Below are 17,717 nucleotides of genomic sequence, written 5' to 3'. Positions count from 1 at the left end.
ACTGTCTATCGACAAGAAGGCCGATGACTCGGCAATCGAATCCGTTCCTAGACAGATTCGGGGCCATCATCATTGCGGTCGCGACCATGCCCGTTCCCGGGCGTGGCGTCGCCGTCGCCAGATAGCACCACAGGGTTTGCGCTCACGAGCCCGTCCCGATTGGGCTCAGCCTGCGATTTCGCGTACTGGCCGGCAGCATCCTTCTTCGCCGGCTCTCGCGATTTGATCGCAGCTTCCTGTTCGGGCGTCAGTGGGTTGCCGTTTCCGTCCCTCATCTCATCCTCCTGGTCGTGGATTTGATCAGGCAACGGGTGGCCCGCATCTAATGTTCCCGGTTGGAAGCGCGCCCGCTCATCCCGCCGAAACCGGGCGCAGGGTGGCGGCCAGCATAAGTGCGAGGTTGAGCGCAACACCGAGCCAAAGCCATAAGTCCAGGGAAACGCGATAATGCATCGGACCGTCCTCCTTCTGACGGACCAATTCCCCGGTCAGCAATCCCGTTCCGAAGTTCCGTAAAATGCGATGGATCGTGATGAACGAGGAGTTAGCGCACCCCTCGTTGGTCGATTGTTCAATTGCCCCTGCCGGTGTCGAGCATCGGAGGGGGCTGAATCTCGGGAATGTTGGTCAGATCCTCCGGAAGCGGAGAGCTCGAGCACCTCAGGTGCAGATCACGATTGAACTGCTTGCGGCGAATATTCTGCTGGTTGGTGACGTTGACCGTCGCGAGTGCGCCCGATGGGCTCAGGAATCCTATCATCACCGACGACTTCAACCGCTCCTTCTCTTCGGCATCGTAGCTCTCGGCCTTCTGCCTGCCGTCCTTGCAGGCGGCGCTTTGCCATTTCCTGTCTGAATGATTGAGCGATCCGGCGTAGTTCGCGGGCTGCGTGGTGCACCCAACGCATAGAAGGCCCAACACAGCGATTGAGATCGGTGTTCGCATTGCTCGTTCCTAATGAATTTTGGTTTGCGGCAGGTGGGAGAAGTCGAGGCGATGGCTCGTTCACTCGGTCAGAGCGGCCAATTCTGCGTCGGGAAGCACTTCGCCGTTCGCGGTCATCTTCTCGACACGGCCGTCAAACAGGTCGTCAGCAACCGCTTCGATGGCATGTTCAATGGAAGGGTACTCGACCCAGTAAGCCGAATCGATATCGCCAGCGTGCTTGTCGCGATGCTGCAGCAGCACGCCGATTTCAGCGCTGGCATATTTGGCAATCACATCGGCGGGTCTCATTGGGCATCCCGATCTTGCTGTCGGCATGTAACCCTGCTCGATAAATGATTGTTCCTGTTGAGAGGGGTACGTCTCGGCTCATTCAGAGCGTCATCGACGCGCCGGAAGGCGTCGCGCCCGATTAGCCTGGCCGCCCCCTCATGAAGGCGGCCAGCGGCCCCGCCTGAGTCACGGCGAGGCCAATCGAATGCCGGAGAACCGGCTACTCCGCCTTCAGGTTTTCCGCCGAAGACTTCCCGGAACGCTTGTCGGCAACGATCTCGTAGGAAATCTTCTGCCCCTCCCGCAGTTCACGGAGACCAGCGCGCTCGACGGCGCTGATATGAACGAAGACATCCTGACCGCCGTCGTCAGGCTGGATGAAACCAAAGCCTTTCGTCGAGTTGAACCATTTCACTGTGCCTGTCGCCATTTCGCTCTCCTTGTCGAAGTCGGTAACATGGCGGGCCGTACCTCAGGAGGCAAGCGACTAAAACCTAGGGCCGAGGGCCGACAACACTCCGGGACGTCGCTCTTACAAACTGTCCGGCCGATCAGCTCTTGCGATCGGCAGCGTCCGCGCCCCGCATTCCAATGGGCATCGGAGGCCCCTTGGTTGTGTCACGGTTCGTCTGTCGCTCAGCCTCGGCATTCAGCTCCGCCCCGACAAGCAGGATGGTCGCCGATAGCCACATCCAGGTCAGCAGGCCGATAACGGCTCCGATGGTGCCATAGGTCTTGTTGTAGTCCTCGAAATTGGCGACGTACCACGAGAACAGAATCGACCCGGCCACCCAGGCAACCGCTGCGACCAAGGCGCCGGGGCTCACCCATTTCCACTGCGCATCGTCTCGACTTGGCCCGAAGCGGTAGAGAATACCAAGGCCGACGACGAGCACGACGAAGAGCAACGGCCAACGGCCGATCGATATGAGCCACTCGCTCGCGGCACCCATGTAGACGTAATCCAGCACGATGGGGATGGCCGCGATGGCACCCAGCGCGACCAGCAGGAACGCGATGATGCCGGCCGTGAAGGCGAGCGAAATCGCATTGAGCTTGAAGAAGCCCCGCTTCTCGTCTTCGCCATAGGCCACGTTCAGCGCATCGAACAGCGCTTTGACGCCGGCATTGGCGCTCCAGAGCGCCAAGCCGAGGCTGAGGAAAAAGGCAAATCCGAGCGTTGCGCTCCCACCGTTGCCGATGCGGGAAATCTGATCTGCCAGGAATTCTATCGCACCGGCCGGAAGAAAGGCGCCCAGCCCTGCCAATTGGCCGCCGATCGAAGCGGGGTCGTTGACAAGCCCATAAATCGAGACGAACGCGGTCAGTGCGGGAAAGAGGGCGAGAAGACCGTAGAATGTGACGCCGGCCGCGACGGCACGGACCCTGTCTCGATCCGCTTCCGTATATGTCCGGCGGAGGATTTCCCACCAGCCGCGAGGCGGGATGTCGGTTGGCGCCGAAGCCAATGCGCCTTCGCCCGAACGTGATTGCGCCTTGGCGGCATATCGGCGCTCGCGAGCGTCCGGGCGGCCGCCGCCGCTGGCCAGGTTGAGCGCCACGACGATACCGACCGCGCCTGCAACAAGCGCCAGCCCGTCGCACCAGCGGAAGCCGCTTCTGTGTCGTCTTGGCCGATCAGTCGTCATTCTCGACCTGTCGGCGAAGTTCGTTATCGGCTGCGCCTTGAACTGCCTCTGCCATCCTGGAGGACAGGTCTGGAAATTCCTCCAGAATCTCGCCCTCGGGTATGCCGGACTGTCGAGCTGCGGCGAGCGCGCTCCGGGTAAAAATATCGAAGCGTGCATCCACTCCTTGCTCGAGGAAATCCTCGGACGAAATGTTCTCGGCGATCCACCGCTCGACAAATGCCACGCCGCGCTCCGACATCTGGTTGCTCCTCGCCTCGGCGTATATGCGGTCAACTCGCTTCAGCACTCCCGGTTCGCCGTGGAGGCGAGAAAATCCATGCCCACAGCGCCCTTGGGAGAGGCATGGATCGGCCGGGCGTTTCACTCTCAGTTCGGAGGCGTCTTTGTGCCGTCTGACGAATTTGAGGGAGGGCCGGCCCCGGACGCGGCCGAAATCGACATGTACGACGTGCCCGAGCTCGGGCAAGCGGATGCCGGCTATCGCCGCCTTCGCGCGTTGGCGAGGCACATGGCAATGCAGGCGTCGATGAGGGATGGCCCCAAGCGATCGTCTGCCCCAGGTTGCAATCGTACTGGCTGGAGCGTGGCTCTTGCGAAGAGCAATCTGTCAACGAAGCGTCGGCATGCTTCAGCAAATGCCGACGCTAGCCTCCCGCAGGCTGCGGCTCATCGCCATCGCCCTACCTGCACTCGAATCTGCATGCGACGTCTTTCTGCGAGCAGCGGAGGAGCAATCGAGCGAGTGTTGACGTGGAGGGCAGGAAAGAACCCCGCAGCACCATCGCTCCCGAGCAGAGCGTTATAGCTCTGCGTCGAGTTCGGGCAGGATAGTGAAGAGGTCTCCGACGAGGCCGTAATCGGCGATCTGGAAGATCGGGGCCTCCTCGTCCTTGTTGATGGCGACGATGACCTTGCTATCCTTCATGCCGGCGAGATGCTGGATCGCGCCGGAAATGCCGACCGCGATGTAGAGTTCGGGGGCCACGACCTTGCCGGTCTGGCCGACCTGCCAGTCGTTGGGGGCGTAGCCGGCATCGACCGCGGCGCGCGAGGCGCCCATCGCGGCGCCGAGCCGGTCGGCGACCGGCTCGATCACCTTGGTGAAGTTCTCCGAGGAGGCGAGTGCGCGCCCGCCCGAGATGATGATCTTGGCCGAAGCCAGCTCCGGACGGTCGGACTTGGCGACCTCCTCGCCCTTGAAGGACGAGTTGCCGGGGTTCTCGGCCGCGGAGACCGTCTCGACCGTGGCCGCGCCGCCTTCGCCGGCCGCCTGGAAGGAGGCGGTGCGGATGGTCAGCAGCTTCTTGGCGTCCGTGGACTGCACCGTCTGGATGGCGTTGCCGGCATAGACCGGGCGCTCGAAGGTGTCGGGGGAGACCACCTTGGTCACGTCCGAGACCTGCATCACGTCGAGCAGCGCGGCGACGCGCGGCAGCACGTTCTTGCCGGTGGTGGTCGAGGGCGCGACGATCGCGTCGTAGCCATCGGCGAGCTTGACGATCAGCGCGGCGAGCGGCTCGGCCAGCGCATGGCCGTAAGCCGCGTCGTCGGCGAGCAGCACCTTCTCTACGCCGGCGAGCTTGGCAGCCGCATCGGCGGCGGCTTTGGCGCCCTCACCGGCGACGAGGATATGGACGGGGCCGCCGAGCTGGGAAGCGGCGCTCAGTGCCTTGGCGGTGGCGTCCTTGATCGAGACGTTGTCGTGATCGGCAATCAGCAGCGTGGTCATCAGATCACCCCGGCGGTCTTGAGCTTGGAGACGAGTTCGGCGGCCGAGGCCACCTTGATGCCGGCGGAGCGGCCGGCAGGCTCGACCGTCTTCAGGACCTTCAAGCGCGGCGCGACATCGACACCGAGGGTCTCGGCCGTGGTCTCGTCGAGCGGCTTCTTCTTCGCCTTCATGATGTTGGGCAACGAGGCATAGCGCGGCTCGTTCAGGCGCAGGTCGGTGGTGACGATCGCCGGCAGCTTCAAGCTGACCGTCTGCAGGCCGCCATCGACCTCGCGGGTGACGTCGACATTGTCCGCGCCAAGCTCGACCTTCGAGGCGAACGTGCCCTGCGGCCAGCCGAGCAGCGCCGCCAGCATCTGGCCGGTCTGGTTGGCGTCGTCGTCGATCGCCTGCTTGCCGAGGATGACGAGGCCGGGGCCTTCCTGCTCGACCAGCTTCTGCAGCAGCTTGGCCACGGCAAGCGGCTCGACGATGCCGTCGACCTTCACCAGGATGCCGCGATCGGCGCCCATCGCGAGACCGGTGCGGATCGTCTCGGCTGCCTGCGCCGGACCGATCGAGACCACCACCACCTCGGTCGCCTTGCCGGCTTCCTTCAGGCGCAGCGCCTCTTCCACCGCGATCTCGTCGAACGGGTTCATCGACATCTTCACATTCGCAAGCTCGACGCCGGAACCGTCCGCCTTCACGCGGATCTTCACGTTGTAATCAACCACCCGCTTCACGGGCACCAAGATCTTCATGCGCCGTTCTCCAGGCTACACGGACAAGCCGGATTACTTCTCGACGAAGGCGCGCTCGATCACGTAGTCGCCGGCCTCGCCATGGTTGCCTTCGTGAAGGCCACGCTCCTGGAAGGTCGCCTTGAGATCGACCAGCATCTGGGGAGAACCGCAGAGCATGAAGCGGTCACCGTCGGCATCAAAGTCCGGCTGGTCGATATCGGCGAAGAGCTGGCCCGAGGTCAGCAGATCGGTGATGCGGCCGCGATTGCGGAAGGGCTCGCGGGTCACCGTCGGATAGTAGATCAGCTGCTGGCGGATCATCTCGCCGAGGAACTCGTCCTGGGGCAGCTGGCTCTGGATCCGCTCGCCATAGGCAAGCTCGGCGACCTGGCGGCAGCCATGGACGAGCACGACGGTCTCGTAGCGCTCATAGGTCTCGGGGTCGCGGATGAGCGAGAGGAAGGGGGCGAGCCCGGTTCCGGTGCCGAGCAGGAACAGCCGCTTGCCGTCCTTGAGATTGTCCAGGACGAGCGTCCCCGTCGCTTTCTTGCCGACGATGATCGGATCGCCGACCTGGAGGTCCTGCAGCCGCGAGGTCAGCGGGCCGTCCGGCACCTTGATGGAGAAGAATTCGAGGTTCTCATCGTAATTCGTGCTGGCGACGCTGTAGGCCCGCAGCAGCGGCTTCTCATCGACCTTGAGCCCGATCATCGTGAACTGGCCGTTCTTGAAGCGGAACGAGGTGTCGCGCGTGGTCGTGAAGCTGAACAGCGTATCCGTCCAGTGATGAACGCTGAGGACCTGTTCCTCGTAGAAATTGCTCATCGCATCGTCCTTTGAAGCTTGGGCGGTGGTCTCTGGCGCGTTTGCTGCAGTGCGGCGGGCGCTTGCTAAGCAGAAAACGCGTACGAAATCAAAATCTTCTTCTTTATTGTCGCGGACAGTCCTGACGCAGAAGATTCCTCACGCCTCGAGGGCTTCCGGGAGAAATTTCAACTTGTCCGGAACGTCCTTCCAGTCGTCGGCATCGGCGGGCGCGTCGCGCTTATCGGTGATGTTGGGCCATTGCGCGGCGAGCCTGGCATTGAGGGCGATCCAGCGGGCTGAATCATCCGCGGTTTCCGAGACGATCGCCTCTGCCGGACATTCCGGCTCGCACACGCCGCAATCGATGCACTCGTCCGGATTGATGACGAGCATCGTCTCGCCCTCGTAGAAGCAATCGACCGGGCAGACCGCGACGCAGTCTGTGTACTTGCAACGGATGCAAGCTTCGGTCACGGCGAAAGCCATGCGCGTTCCTCCTGCTTGACAGTGAGGGAAGGGAGTGCAAACTTGTTCGTACACAAACGATATGCCGACTCTCCGCGGCCTTGTCAATCGGTCAGATTGCAGGTGCGGAAGGGCTTCAAGAAGGGGTGGGGCTGATGGCTGAGCAAAAGACTGCGACGATCAAGGCGGACCACAAGCTGGTGGTCCGGAATATCGGGCTTCTGCTCAGTGGCGACATCGGCAACCCCATTCTGCAGGCCGATACGGTGGTGGCCATCGGCGGGAAGATCACAGCCGTCGGCAGCTTCAAGGATCTGGATACGGACAAGGCCGACAGCGTCATCGATGCCAACGGCACGGTGCTGCTGCCCGGCCTGATCGACAGCCATGTCCACCCCGTCGCGGGCGACTGGACGCCGCGCCAGAACCAGCTCGGCTGGATCGATTCGACCATGCATGGCGGCGTCACCACCATGATCTCGGCGGGCGAGGTGCATACGCCCGGCCGCCCGAGGGATATCGTCGGCGTCAAGGCGATGGCGATCTATGCGCAGCGCTGCTTCGACGCCTTCCGACCGGGCGGCGTGAAGATCCATGCCGGCGCGCCGGTGATCGAGCCCGGCATGGTCGAGCAGGATTTCAAGGATCTGGCCGATGCCGGCGTGAAGCTGCTCGGCGAGGTCGGTCTCGGCGGCGTCAAGGACGGTGCCACGGCCAGGCAGATGGTCGCATGGGCGCGCAAATACGGCATCCAGTCGACGATCCACACCGGCGGCCCTTCGATCCCGGGCTCGGGCCTGATCGGCGCCGATGTGGTGCTGGAGGCCGACACCGATGTCGTCGGCCATATCAATGGCGGGCACACGGCCCTGCCGGACAAGGAAATCCGCTGCATCTGCGAGGGCTGCAAGCGCGGCCTCGAACTCGTCCATAACGGCAATGAGCGCGCCGCGCTCTACACGCTGCGCATCGCCCGCGAGATGGGCGATCTCCAGCGCGTCATCCTCGGCACGGATGGTCCGGCAGGCTCTGGCGTGCAGCCGCTCGGCGTCGCCCGCATGGTCTCGCTGCTCTCCTCGCTCGGCGATGTCCCGGCCGAGATCGCCTTCTGCTTCGCCACCGGCAATACGGCGCGGATGCGCAGCCTCGATTGCGGGCTGATCGAGGTCGGCCGCTCGGCCGATTTCGTCTTCATGGACAAGGCCCAGCACTCGGCCGGCAGGAACTTCCTCGACAGCATCCAGCTCGGCGACCTGCCGGGCATCGGGATGGTGGTGATCGATGGCATCGTCCGCTCCGGGCGCAGCCGCAACACGCCGCCGGCCGAGAAAATCCCCGCCGTCGTCGGGCACTGAAGCACCTGCTCCCGCTGCGTTGGCCGATAGGCCGGCGCGGGTTCGACGAGAGAACGATTGCAGTCAGTCTGGAATCGTTATTATCTCATTCGCATACGAATGATTTGGGGCGCGCTGGGTGTCGCTGGTCTTCCATTCCCCTCGGACGGGTAAAGGCGGATGAAAAGGGCTGCGCGCGCCTTCACGCTTACCGTCAACGGCACCTCTCATCGCATCGAGGGCGAGCCTGACACGCCGCTGCTCTTCTTCCTGCGCAACGACCTCGCCATCAACAGTCCGAAATTCGGTTGCGGCCTCGGCGAATGCGGGGCCTGCACCGTGCTGCTCGACGGGGTGGCGGCGCGGGCCTGCGCCTATCCCGTCCGGCTCGCCGTCGGCCGCGAGATCGTGACGCTGGAAGGGCTCGGCACGCCGGAAAAGCCGCATCCGATCCAGCAGGCCTTCATCGATGCGCAGGCGGCCCAGTGCGGCTACTGCATCAACGGCATGGTGATGACGGCCAAGGCCTTCCTCGATGTGAAGCCGAAACCCAGCGAGAGCGAGGTACGCGAAGCGCTGCGCTATAATCTCTGCCGCTGCGGGACGCATGTGGAGATCGTGCGGGCGGTGATGCTGGCCGCCGAACGCTGCTGGAGCCGCGACGGGGCAGGCTCGTGACGGGCGCGACTCCACCGCCCTCCCGCCGCAAATTGCTGAAGCGCGGCGGCGTCATCGCCGTCGTCTCGCCGCGCAAGGGCGCAGCGGCCGAGGCGCCGCCCGAGGAGGGGCTCGACGTCCATGTCTGCCTGACGGCCGAAGGGCGAGTGCTCGCCTTCTGCGGCCATGTCGATCTCGGTACCGGCATCCGCACAGCGCTCGCCCAGATCGTCGCGGAGGAGCTGGATTTCCCGTTCGCGTCCGTCGAGATGGTGCTGGGCGACACGGCCGAAACGCCCGACCAGGGCGCAACCATCGCCAGCGAGACGATCCAGGTCACGTCGATCCCGATGCGGATCGCAGCGGCGCAGATCCGCCAGCAGCTCGTCGCGCTTGCGGCTGCTGCGCTGGATTGCCCGGAGGAGGGGATCGATGTCGCCGCCGGCACCATCAGCCGGCGCGGGGAGACGGGCTACCCGCTCGGCCTCGGTACGCTGCTCGGCAACCGCCGAATCCTGCTGCCGCTGGCCAAGGAGGCCGCGTTCAAGCCGGTCGACCGCCATGCCATCGTCGGCAAGCCGGTCGAGCGCGTCGACATTCCGGCCAAGCTGACCGGGCGCTTCGTCTATGTCCATGATGTTCGCGTCCCGGACATGCTGCATGGCCGGGTCGTGCGGCCGCCCTATGCCGGGATCGACGGGGGCGATTTCGTCGGCAAAAGCCTTGAAGCTGTCGACGAAGCGTCCATCGCCCATATTCCCGGTGTCCGCGCCGTCGTGGTCGAGGGCGATTTCGTCGGCGTCGTCGCGGAGCGCGAGGAACAGGCGGCGGAGGCGGCGCAGGCGCTGGTGACGCGCTGGAGGGACTGGCCGGCCCCGGCTGATCTGCGCGATGTCCAGAATGCATTGCGCACTCACCCTGCGACGGCGCGAAGACTGGTCGACGAGGGCGATGTCGAGGCCGCGCTCCAGACCCTCGAGAAGCGGCTCGACCGCACCTATGTCTGGCCCTACCAGATGCACGGCTCGATAGGCCCTTCCTGCGCCGTCGCCGATGTGCGCGAGGACGGCATCACCGTCTGGACCGGCAGCCAGAACCCCTATCCGCTTCGCGCCGACATCGCATTGCTGATGGGCGTCCCCGCAGAGCGGGTCGAGGTCGTCCGGCATGAGGCGGCGGGTTGCTACGGCCGCAACTGCGCCGATGACGTCGCGGCCGATGCCGTGCTGTTGTCGCGCGCAGTCGGCGCGCCCGTGCGCGTGCAGCTCACCCGCGAGCAGGAGCATCTCTGGGAGCCGAAGGGCGCCGGACAGCTCATGGACATCGCCGGAGGACTGGGCCCTGGCGGCTCGCTCGCGGCCTATGATTTCCACACGCGCTACCCGTCCAATGCAGCGCCGACGCTGGCGCTGCTGCTGACGGGGCGTATCCCCAATACGCCCGCGGCGCTCAAGATGGGCGACCGCACGGCGATCCCGTCCTACGCTTATGAGAACATGCGGGTCACGGCCTATGACATGGCGCCGATCGTGCGTGCCTCCTGGCTGCGCGGCGTCTCGGCGATGCCCAATGTCTTCGCCCATGAAAGCTATATCGACGAGCTCGCCCATGAGGCGGGCGCCGACCCGGTCGAATTCCGGCTGCGCCACATCGTCGACGAACGCGCCGCCGAGCTGACGCGGGCGACCGCTGCGCGCGCCGGCTGGGAGCCGCATGTCGGGCCGCGCATGCAGGGCGACGCCGATGGCGAGATTCTGCATGGGCGCGGCTTCGCGCAGGCGCGCTACATCCACGGCAGCTGGCCGGGGATGGGTGCGGCCTGGGCGGCCTGGGTCGCCGATGTCGCGGTGAACCGCTCGACCGGAGAGGTCACGGTCAGCCGCGTCGTCGTCGGGCAGGATACCGGCATGATGGTCAACCCGGCCGGGGTGCTGCACCAGATCCACGGCAACGTTCTGCAATCGACCAGCCGTGTGCTGCGCGAGGAAGTGACCTTCTCCGAGACCACCGCCGTCGCAGCGCGCGACTGGGGGGCCTACCCGGTCCTGACCTTCCCGGAACTGCCGGCGATCGACGTGATGCTGATGGAGCGCCAGCACGAGCCGCCGCTCGGCGCCGGCGAATCCGCCTCGGTTCCGAGCGCGGCGGCGATCGTCAACGCCGTCTACGACGCGACCGGGGTGCGCTTTCGCGAATTGCCGTTGACGCCGGAGCGCGTGCTCGCCGGGCTGAACGGCCGTCCGATGCTGGCGCCGCCTCCCGCGAAGGAGAGCAGACGCGGCATCGGCTTCTGGGCGAAGCTGGGCGGCTTGGCTGCGGCTGCTGCGACGGTTACGGCCCTGTCATTTTCGATCGCGCCCGAGATCGCGCCCATCGCCCGGCCGGATCCGGCGACATGGTCGGCCGCGACCATCGAGAAGGGGCGCCAGCTCGCCGCGTTAGGTGCCTGCGCCGTCTGCCATACGGGCAAGGATGGCGTCCCCTATGCCGGCGGGCTCGCATTGGAGACGCCTTTCGGCACGGTGACGGCTACCAACATCACGCCCGATCCCGAGACCGGCATCGGCAACTGGTCCTATCCCGCCTTCGAGCGGGCGATGCGCGGCGGCATCCATCGCGACGGGCGCCATCTCTACCCGGCCTTCCCCTATCCGAACTTCACCAGGACAAGCGAGGCCGATCTTCAGGCGCTCTACGCTTTCCTGATGTCGCAGCCCGCGGTCGTGCAGCGCAACGAGCCGAGCAGGCTGACCTTCCCCTTCAATCTGCGCCCGCTGATGGCCGGCTGGAACCTGCTGTTCAACCGCGGCAAGGAAGCGAAGCCGGAACCCGCGCGCTCGGTGGCTTGGAATCGCGGGCGCTATCTCGTCGACGGGCTCGGACATTGCAGTGCCTGCCACTCGCCGCGCAACGCGCTCGGCGCCGAGAAGGGCGGTCAGGCCTATCTCGCCGGCGGCGAGGCGGAGGGGTGGGAGGCTCCGGCCCTGACCAGCCTCTCGCATTCACCGATCCCGTGGAGCGAGGCGGATTTCTACGATTATCTGCGTACCGGCCAGGCAGCCCGCCACGGCACGGCCTCCGGCCCGATGGCGCCGGTAATCGAAGAACTAAGGGAATTGCCGGACGCCGATATCCGCGCCATGGCGACCTATCTCGCCTCCCTGAACAAGCCGCTGCCGGAGCAGGAGGCGGCTACGCGAACCGAGGCGATCGTGAAGGCGACGGCCTCTGCCGCCAATCCCGGCACTTCGCCGGTTGCGCGGCTCTATGAGGGTGCCTGCGCAGCCTGCCACGAGACGGGCCGTATCGCGCCGCTCGCCAATCAGGGGCCTGCGCTGGGATTGAGCTCGAAGCTTCATGCCGCGACACCGGCCAATCTCGTCAACATGCTAATACAGGGCGGTGGCCACGGCGCGGGCCAGATGCCGGCCTTCGGGAATGCGCTCGATGATCGGCAGATCGCCAATCTCGCGGCTTATCTGCGTGGCCGCTTCGCGCCGGGGCGGCCGGAATGGAGCGGGGTGGAGAAGGCGATCGAAAAGGTGAGGGCGAATCGGCCTTAGCTGTGCTGGCCCGGGCCGGCTCCGCCGTCATTCCGGGGCATTGCGCAGCAATGAGCCCGGAACCCAGAAGCGATGGGCCGCCCCGAAAAGGCGCTTCTGGCCGATTTACTTTTTTCGACAGAATGCATCGCTTCTGGATTCCGGGCTCGCCGCTGCGCGGCGCCCCGGAATGACAGTGGAGGTTCGTTGTCCTCAGCGCAGCCCGTCCTCGCCCTTGATCTCGTCGGTCTTCAAGCCACCGACGCGGGGCAGGGGGCGGCCGGCGCTGGTCAGCACCACCGCGACTATGATCTCGTCGGCGCGCGGGGCGTCGGGCACGCGCACCTCCATGCCGTCGAAATGGCTGCGGACATAGGCTGCCGTCTTGTGGCCGAGTGGCACGTCGAGCACGACGCCGAGCGAGCCGCGCTTCTTGGCGGAGGGGATGAGAGCCGGCGCCTTGCCGAGCAGCTTGCGCAAGGGCGTCCCAAGCTTGGGATGCAGGATCGCCGCGGCGTGCTCCAGCTCGCCGTTCTCGCCTACGGCCGCCGCCTTGCCGTAACCCTCGACCTGCTCGCCGGGGATACCCAGCGCCGCCAGCGCATGGCGGCCGAGCAGGTCGCCCAGCTCCTCGCCGATCTCGATCATCGGCGCGAGGTCTGCCTCGTAGCGCCCGGCGAACGGATTGGCGATCACGGCGACCGCCGCGGCGCGACGCACGGCCGGCTCGACCGGGCGGCCCATCTCCGAGCGGGTTTCGTCGGTGATGGTGACGATCTTGCGGATGCTTGCGCTCATCGCAGGCCATCCTCTCCCTTGATCTCGGAGGCCTGCAGCCCCCCGACGCGGGCATGAATGCGCGAGCCTGTGGTCATCACCAGCGCGAAGAGCAGCTCATCGGCCTTCGGCGCATCGGTCAGCCCGACCTCGAAGGCATCGAAATGGCTGCGGACATAGGATGCGTTGATGTGGGTGACGGGGATGTCGAGCCGGGTGCCGGGGCCGCCGACCTTCTTGGTCGAGGCCACGATCGCCTTGGCGTCGCCGAGGATCTCGCGCATCGCATAGCCGCCCGGCGCATGCCAGAGAGCGCCATGTTCCAGCTCGCCGGCCGCGCCGACGATGGCGCCCTTGCCGTAGCCTTCGATAGCCTTTGGATCGCCGCCGAGAGCATCGAGAAGCTGGGTTGCCAGCGAAAGGCCGAGCGGCTTCAGATCCTCCATGAAGCCTGCGATCTCGGCGACATAGCGGCCGGCGAAGGGGTTGGCGATCACGGCCAGAGCCGCGCCGCGCTTCAGCGGCGCAGCGGGAGCGGGGCCGCCTTCATGGAAGATCGTCTCGACGACGACTGCGAGCTTGCGGATGGCGATCTCAGGCATGGGACAGTTTCCTCGATGTGGTTTCTGAAAGTGCGGGCAAGGCGAGCGTTTCGCTCCGGCCCTGGAGGTGCAGGGCGCATGACAGGATCAGGCCTAGCGCCTGCAATCTCTTCGCTTCTCGCAGGCCGGTAGCGAGTGCGTCTTGAATCTCGGTCTCGGCAAGCCTGCCGACATGGCGCGTGACCGGGATATTGCCCAGATCGCTGTCGGAGTGGATCGCGTTCGCGGGCATCCGGACGATGGCCGGATGGCCGGGCAGGTCCACCGCATTGGCAATCACGGTCGCGGCGGCATCGGCCATGGCGGCTGTACGCGCCAGCACCGTCACCGCTTCCGCGATCCCGCGGGAGAAGCTGCGGCCGGGATAGCCGCTGGTCGCGATGCCGTGGATGCCGTCCGTGGCGGAAATCGTCGTCGTGCCGAACAGGCTTGGCTGTTCCGGTCGGTCGACGAGCCCCACGCGGACATGCTCGCCCTCGGTCAGATGCAATGCGATGTCGCCGCCATTGTTGACGAAGGCGCGCCGCAGCGGGGCAGTGCAGACCATCGCGCCGAGGATTTCCTCGGCGACCGAGCCGGCGACCGCAGCCATCGGCGTGATGAAGGTATCGACGGCAAAGGGCAGGACCGCTGCGTGCATGCGCCGGGCGACCTCGCCGTCCGGAACCGGGCTTTGGCTCGTGACGCGGCTGCGCAGCAGGGAGAGTTCGCCGCAAAGCTTGGCCAGCAGCCCGTCGAAACGGCGGCCGGCAGCCTCATAGGCTGCCTGAGCGGCGGAATCCTCTCCGGTCGCCTGGATGACGAGGTCGATCGGCCCCTGCTGCAGCAGCAGGCGCTTGCCATCCGGCAGGAAGCGCATCGAGGGCCGTTCGAACATGTCCGCTATCCGTGAGAGCGCCGTGTCTTTTGCGGCGCGAAGGGCCAGGGATTGTCCTGCCGCTGCGGGAGCTGGAGGCGCCCCTCGCTCTTGAGCAGGCTGAGCGGCTGAACATGGTCCATATGGCCGCCGAGCTCCTGATAATCGGAGAGCTTCATGGTGAATTCCAGCGGCGCGACCAGCGCGGGCGTCGGGACGTAGCCGAAGGCGTTCTCCGGCAGGCGCGTGACATCGACCATGAAGGTGATGCCGCCGCCCGGCCAGATATAGACCGGGGCACCACCGCAGGTGACATAGGTCAGCGAATCCTTGACCGAACGCGTCAGCCGCACCGGATTCTCGGTGACTCCGGCGCGCAGCGAGCCGCCGGCGCCACCGATGAACAGCACCGTCGACAGCGCAGGCTCGCAGTTCTCCGCGATGCGGTCGACCGGCTCGCGCAGCGGTGCGGGAATATCCATCTCCACCGGGTTCAGCTCATCGTCGAGCTCATAATAGGCGGCATGCTCGCCGGTGGTCGAGACCATGAGCAGGCGCAGGCCCGGACGTGCGACCTTGGGGTCGAACGGGCCGAGGATGGTCAGCGGATCGCTGATATTGGTGCCGCCCCAGCCGGTGCCGGGCTGCGCCACCTGGAAATAGCGGCCGGGCGTCGACCGGCGGCCCTTCATCTTGAGGCCGGTCGGCTCCATGCCAAGCAATTTGCCGGCCTGGTGCTCGGAGAGGACGCCGGTGATGTGGTCGTCGACGACGACGACCTCGTCGACCTTGCCGTGCCACTGCCTGGCGAAGATGCCGATGGTGGCCGAGCCGCAGCCGACGCGCATCCGGCTTTCCGGAATGCCGTTGACGATCGGCGGTTGTCCGGCCTGCACGACGACCGTCTCGCCGCCGTCGATCGCCAGCTCGACCGCCTTGCCGTTGCAGAGCTGGAGCAGCGCGTCGCAGGTGACGCGGCCCTCCTTCTTCGAACCGCCGGTGAGGTGGTGCACACCGCCGAGCGAGAGCATCTGCGAGCCGTATTCGCCTGTGGTGACGTGGCCGACGGCCTCGCCCTCGACACGCACCGTCGCGGTCTCGGGGCCGAGGAAGCGGTCGGTGTCGATTTTGATCTTCACGCCGCAATAGCTGAAGATTCCCTCGGTCACGACCGTGACCATGTCGACGCCGTCGACCTCCGAGGAAATGATGAAGGGCGCGGGCTTGTAGTCCGGATAGGTCGTGCCGGCGCCGATGGCGGTGATGAAGGTGCCGCGCGGATTGAGGATGTCCCCGCTCCACTCGCGCTCGCCCGCAAAGGGCACGACCTCGCCGCCCTGGTCGATGGTCCGGCCGAGAACGACATGCGGATCGACGCGCACGAGCGCGCCGTCGACATTGCCGTAGCGGTCGCAGGCGCCGACCGCACCGGGCTTGATGAAGCACATGACGGGGCAGGCATCGCAGCGAATCTTGTCGTCCACGGCGGCGGTTGTCACGTCTGAGGCCATAGCTCGTACCCCTCGCGCCGGCGGCGCAGATTGTTATTGTTTGTATGCAAACAATGTAAGCGAACGAACGGGAGCCCGTCAACAGTGGGACAAGACACCCGCGTAGTCCGGGGGCTGGCGGTCCCGGTTGCATCGGCTACCGGGCGCGGGCCGGCATGAACGCATGAGGATGGCCGCATGCCCAATTTTGCATCGCGCCCGCCGGGCGGAAGCGCTAGAAGCCCAGCAACGTTCGGTGAGTCCTCAGCGCTGCCGGAGCATTGCGACGCCATGCGGGGACGGCGACCTTAGCCGCCTTCCGGCGTTGAGTGCCGCCCGCTTGCCCGCGGCGGCTGCCTTCAATGCGGGCAGCGGGCAGAATTATTATAGGTTGACAAGAATTTTGGACCCCATCAAATTCGTAGGTGCACAAACAATTCAGTTGCACGAGACGACCGCGATAAAGCCCTTTGAAGCCGGCATGGAGGAACCTGCCAGCGACGAAGGGACCGAATAGGCGCCGCGCATCTGAAGCAAGAACGAGGGGAACAGCGATGACGATAGACCGCAGACGCTTTCTAGCCGCCGCCTCCGCAGGCGCAGCAGCCATGGCTGCTCCCTCGCTCGTTCGGGCACAGGGCAGCGGCACCATCAAGATCGGCGAGATCAACAGCTACACGGCCCAGCCGGCCTTCCTGAAACCCTATCGCCAGGGCTGGGAACTGGCTCAGGATCAGGTCAATGCCGCCGGTGGCGTGCTCGGCCGCAAGCTCGAGACGATCTTCCGCGACGATGCCGGCAAGCCGGAGGACGCGGTGCGCCATGCCGGCGACCTCATCAATGCCGAGAAGGTCGACCTGCTCTCGGGCGGCTTCCTGTCCAATGTCGGCCTCGCGATCGCCGATTTCGCGGCTCAGAACAAGCGGCTCTACGCCGCGTCCGAGCCGCTCTCGGATGCTCTCGTCTGGTCAAAGGGCAATCGCTACACCTTCCGGCTGCGCCCCTCGACCTATATGCAGGCCGCGATGCTGGTCGAGGAAGCCGCGAAGCTGCCGGCCAAGAAATGGGCGATCGTCGCGCCGAACTACGAATACGGCCAGTCGGCGGTGAAGTGGTTCAAGGAACTGCTGAAGAAGGCGCGGCCCGATGTCGAGTTCGTCGCCGAGCAGTTCCCCGCGCTCGGCCGCATCGATGCCGGCGCCACGGTCCAGGCCTTGGAAGCGGCCAAGCCCGACGCGATCTTCAATGTCACTTTCGCTGCCGACCTGACCAATCTGGTGCGCCAGGGCAATACGCGCGGCCTGTTCGAGGGGCGCGCCGTTGTCTCGATGCTGACCGGCGAGCCGGAATATCTCGATCCGCTCGGCGCCGAGACGCCGGAAGGCTGGATCGTGACGGGCTACCCGCATGCCGATCTGCAGACGCCGGAGCACGTCAAGTTCCGCGACGCCTACAAGGCGAAGTACAACGACTATCCGCGGCTGGGCTCGGTCGTCGGCTTCGACACGATGAACTCGATCGCGGCGGCACTGGCCAAGGCCGGTACGACCGACAACGAGAAGCTGATCGACGCGATGAAGGGGCTCAAATTCCCATCCGCCTTCGGCACGGCCGAGTACCGCGCCGTCGACCATCAGTCGACGCTCGGCGCCTTCGTCGGCAAGACGGCGGTGAGGAACGGCAAGGGCACGATGATCGACTGGAGCTATCGCGACGGCGCGAAGTACCTGCCGAGCGACGATGTCGTGAAAGCCATGCGCCCCGCCGGGTGAGGCTCAGCCGCCACATAGCCGGTTCCCGGACGGGCTGATCCGTCCGGGATGTCGTCTCAAACCTTCTGCTCTGCGATCGCCTCCGTC

General features: G+C 65.6%; 17 protein-coding genes. 4 read left to right on the top strand and 13 right to left on the bottom strand.

Annotated features, from left to right (window positions below; genetic code table 11):
• Window positions 1–571: 571 nt before the first annotated feature.
• From NWE53_RS15955 to fdxA, 9 genes are all read right to left on the bottom strand, one after another.
• Window positions 572–946 carry a hypothetical protein gene (locus NWE53_RS15955; RefSeq protein ID WP_265050360.1) on the bottom strand — a complete coding sequence of 125 codons (375 nt, stop codon included), beginning with the start codon at window positions 944–946 and terminating at the stop codon, window positions 572–574.
• A gap of 60 nt (window positions 947–1,006) precedes the next feature.
• Window positions 1,007–1,237, bottom strand: coding sequence for a hypothetical protein (locus NWE53_RS15950; RefSeq protein ID WP_265050359.1), 231 nt, complete (start codon window positions 1,235–1,237; stop codon window positions 1,007–1,009).
• Window positions 1,238–1,439: 202 nt separating this feature from the next.
• A complete protein-coding gene (locus NWE53_RS15945) occupies window positions 1,440–1,649 on the bottom strand; it encodes a cold-shock protein (RefSeq protein WP_265050358.1) in 210 nt (69 codons plus the stop codon).
• Between the two features lie 121 nt (window positions 1,650–1,770).
• Window positions 1,771–2,781, bottom strand: a complete 1,011-nt coding sequence (locus tag NWE53_RS15940) for a YihY/virulence factor BrkB family protein (protein WP_265050357.1) — start codon at window positions 2,779–2,781, stop codon at window positions 1,771–1,773.
• Window positions 2,782–2,857: 76 nt separating this feature from the next.
• Window positions 2,858–3,109 (bottom strand): hypothetical protein, encoded by a 252-nt coding sequence (locus tag NWE53_RS15935; RefSeq protein WP_265050356.1) that lies wholly within the window; start codon window positions 3,107–3,109, stop codon window positions 2,858–2,860.
• A 561-nt stretch (window positions 3,110–3,670) separates the two neighbouring features.
• Window positions 3,671–4,600, bottom strand: coding sequence for an electron transfer flavoprotein subunit alpha/FixB family protein (locus tag NWE53_RS15930; RefSeq protein WP_265050355.1), 930 nt, complete (start codon window positions 4,598–4,600; stop codon window positions 3,671–3,673).
• Window positions 4,600–5,346, bottom strand: coding sequence for an electron transfer flavoprotein subunit beta/FixA family protein (locus tag NWE53_RS15925; protein ID WP_265050354.1), 747 nt, complete (start codon window positions 5,344–5,346; stop codon window positions 4,600–4,602). Before NWE53_RS15925 ends, NWE53_RS15930 begins: the two co-directional genes overlap by 1 nt.
• A gap of 33 nt (window positions 5,347–5,379) precedes the next feature.
• Window positions 5,380–6,153: a ferredoxin--NADP reductase gene (locus NWE53_RS15920; protein ID WP_265050353.1), complete on the bottom strand. Its 774-nt coding sequence runs from the start codon at window positions 6,151–6,153 to the stop codon at window positions 5,380–5,382.
• A 138-nt stretch (window positions 6,154–6,291) separates the two neighbouring features.
• The gene (gene fdxA / locus NWE53_RS15915) at window positions 6,292–6,621 is read right to left on the bottom strand and encodes a ferredoxin FdxA (RefSeq protein WP_265050352.1); all 330 of its coding nucleotides are present in this window, start codon (window positions 6,619–6,621) and stop codon (window positions 6,292–6,294) included.
• A 134-nt stretch (window positions 6,622–6,755) separates the two neighbouring features.
• Between fdxA and NWE53_RS15910 the strand changes: the two genes are divergently transcribed.
• From NWE53_RS15910 to NWE53_RS15900, 3 genes are all read left to right on the top strand, one after another.
• Window positions 6,756–7,955: an amidohydrolase family protein gene (locus tag NWE53_RS15910; protein WP_265050351.1), complete on the top strand. Its 1,200-nt coding sequence runs from the start codon at window positions 6,756–6,758 to the stop codon at window positions 7,953–7,955.
• Window positions 7,956–8,114: 159 nt separating this feature from the next.
• Complete coding sequence (locus NWE53_RS15905) at window positions 8,115–8,612, top strand: (2Fe-2S)-binding protein (RefSeq protein ID WP_265050350.1); 498 nt, start codon at window positions 8,115–8,117, stop codon at window positions 8,610–8,612.
• Window positions 8,609–12,154, top strand: a complete 3,546-nt coding sequence (locus NWE53_RS15900) for a molybdopterin-dependent oxidoreductase (protein WP_265050349.1) — start codon at window positions 8,609–8,611, stop codon at window positions 12,152–12,154. Before NWE53_RS15905 ends, NWE53_RS15900 begins: the two co-directional genes overlap by 4 nt.
• Window positions 12,155–12,346: 192 nt before the next feature.
• Here the strand turns inward: NWE53_RS15900 and NWE53_RS15895 are convergent, their stop codons facing one another.
• The 4 genes from NWE53_RS15895 to NWE53_RS15880 are packed head-to-tail and all read right to left on the bottom strand — an operon-like array spanning window position 12,347 to window position 15,879.
• The gene (locus tag NWE53_RS15895; protein ID WP_265050348.1) at window positions 12,347–12,931 is read right to left on the bottom strand and encodes an amino acid synthesis family protein; all 585 of its coding nucleotides are present in this window, start codon (window positions 12,929–12,931) and stop codon (window positions 12,347–12,349) included.
• Window positions 12,928–13,512, bottom strand: coding sequence for an amino acid synthesis family protein (locus tag NWE53_RS15890; protein ID WP_265050347.1), 585 nt, complete (start codon window positions 13,510–13,512; stop codon window positions 12,928–12,930). Before NWE53_RS15890 ends, NWE53_RS15895 begins: the two co-directional genes overlap by 4 nt.
• Window positions 13,505–14,389, bottom strand: coding sequence for a UPF0280 family protein (locus tag NWE53_RS15885; protein WP_265050346.1), 885 nt, complete (start codon window positions 14,387–14,389; stop codon window positions 13,505–13,507). The genes NWE53_RS15890 and NWE53_RS15885 overlap by 8 nt, the downstream gene beginning before the upstream one ends.
• Before the next feature lie 5 nt (window positions 14,390–14,394).
• The gene (locus tag NWE53_RS15880) at window positions 14,395–15,879 is read right to left on the bottom strand and encodes a 6-hydroxynicotinate reductase (protein WP_265050345.1); all 1,485 of its coding nucleotides are present in this window, start codon (window positions 15,877–15,879) and stop codon (window positions 14,395–14,397) included.
• Window positions 15,880–16,466: 587 nt separating this feature from the next.
• Here NWE53_RS15880 and NWE53_RS15875 point away from each other — a divergent pair.
• Window positions 16,467–17,630: an ABC transporter substrate-binding protein gene (locus tag NWE53_RS15875; RefSeq protein WP_265050344.1), complete on the top strand. Its 1,164-nt coding sequence runs from the start codon at window positions 16,467–16,469 to the stop codon at window positions 17,628–17,630.
• The last annotated feature ends 87 nt before the right edge of the window (window positions 17,631–17,717 follow it).

This window comes from Bosea sp. NBC_00550 (genome assembly GCF_026020075.1).
In the GTDB taxonomy this organism is placed as follows: domain Bacteria; phylum Pseudomonadota; class Alphaproteobacteria; order Rhizobiales; family Beijerinckiaceae; genus Allobosea.
This window is presented reverse-complemented; position numbering and strand designations above follow the sequence as displayed.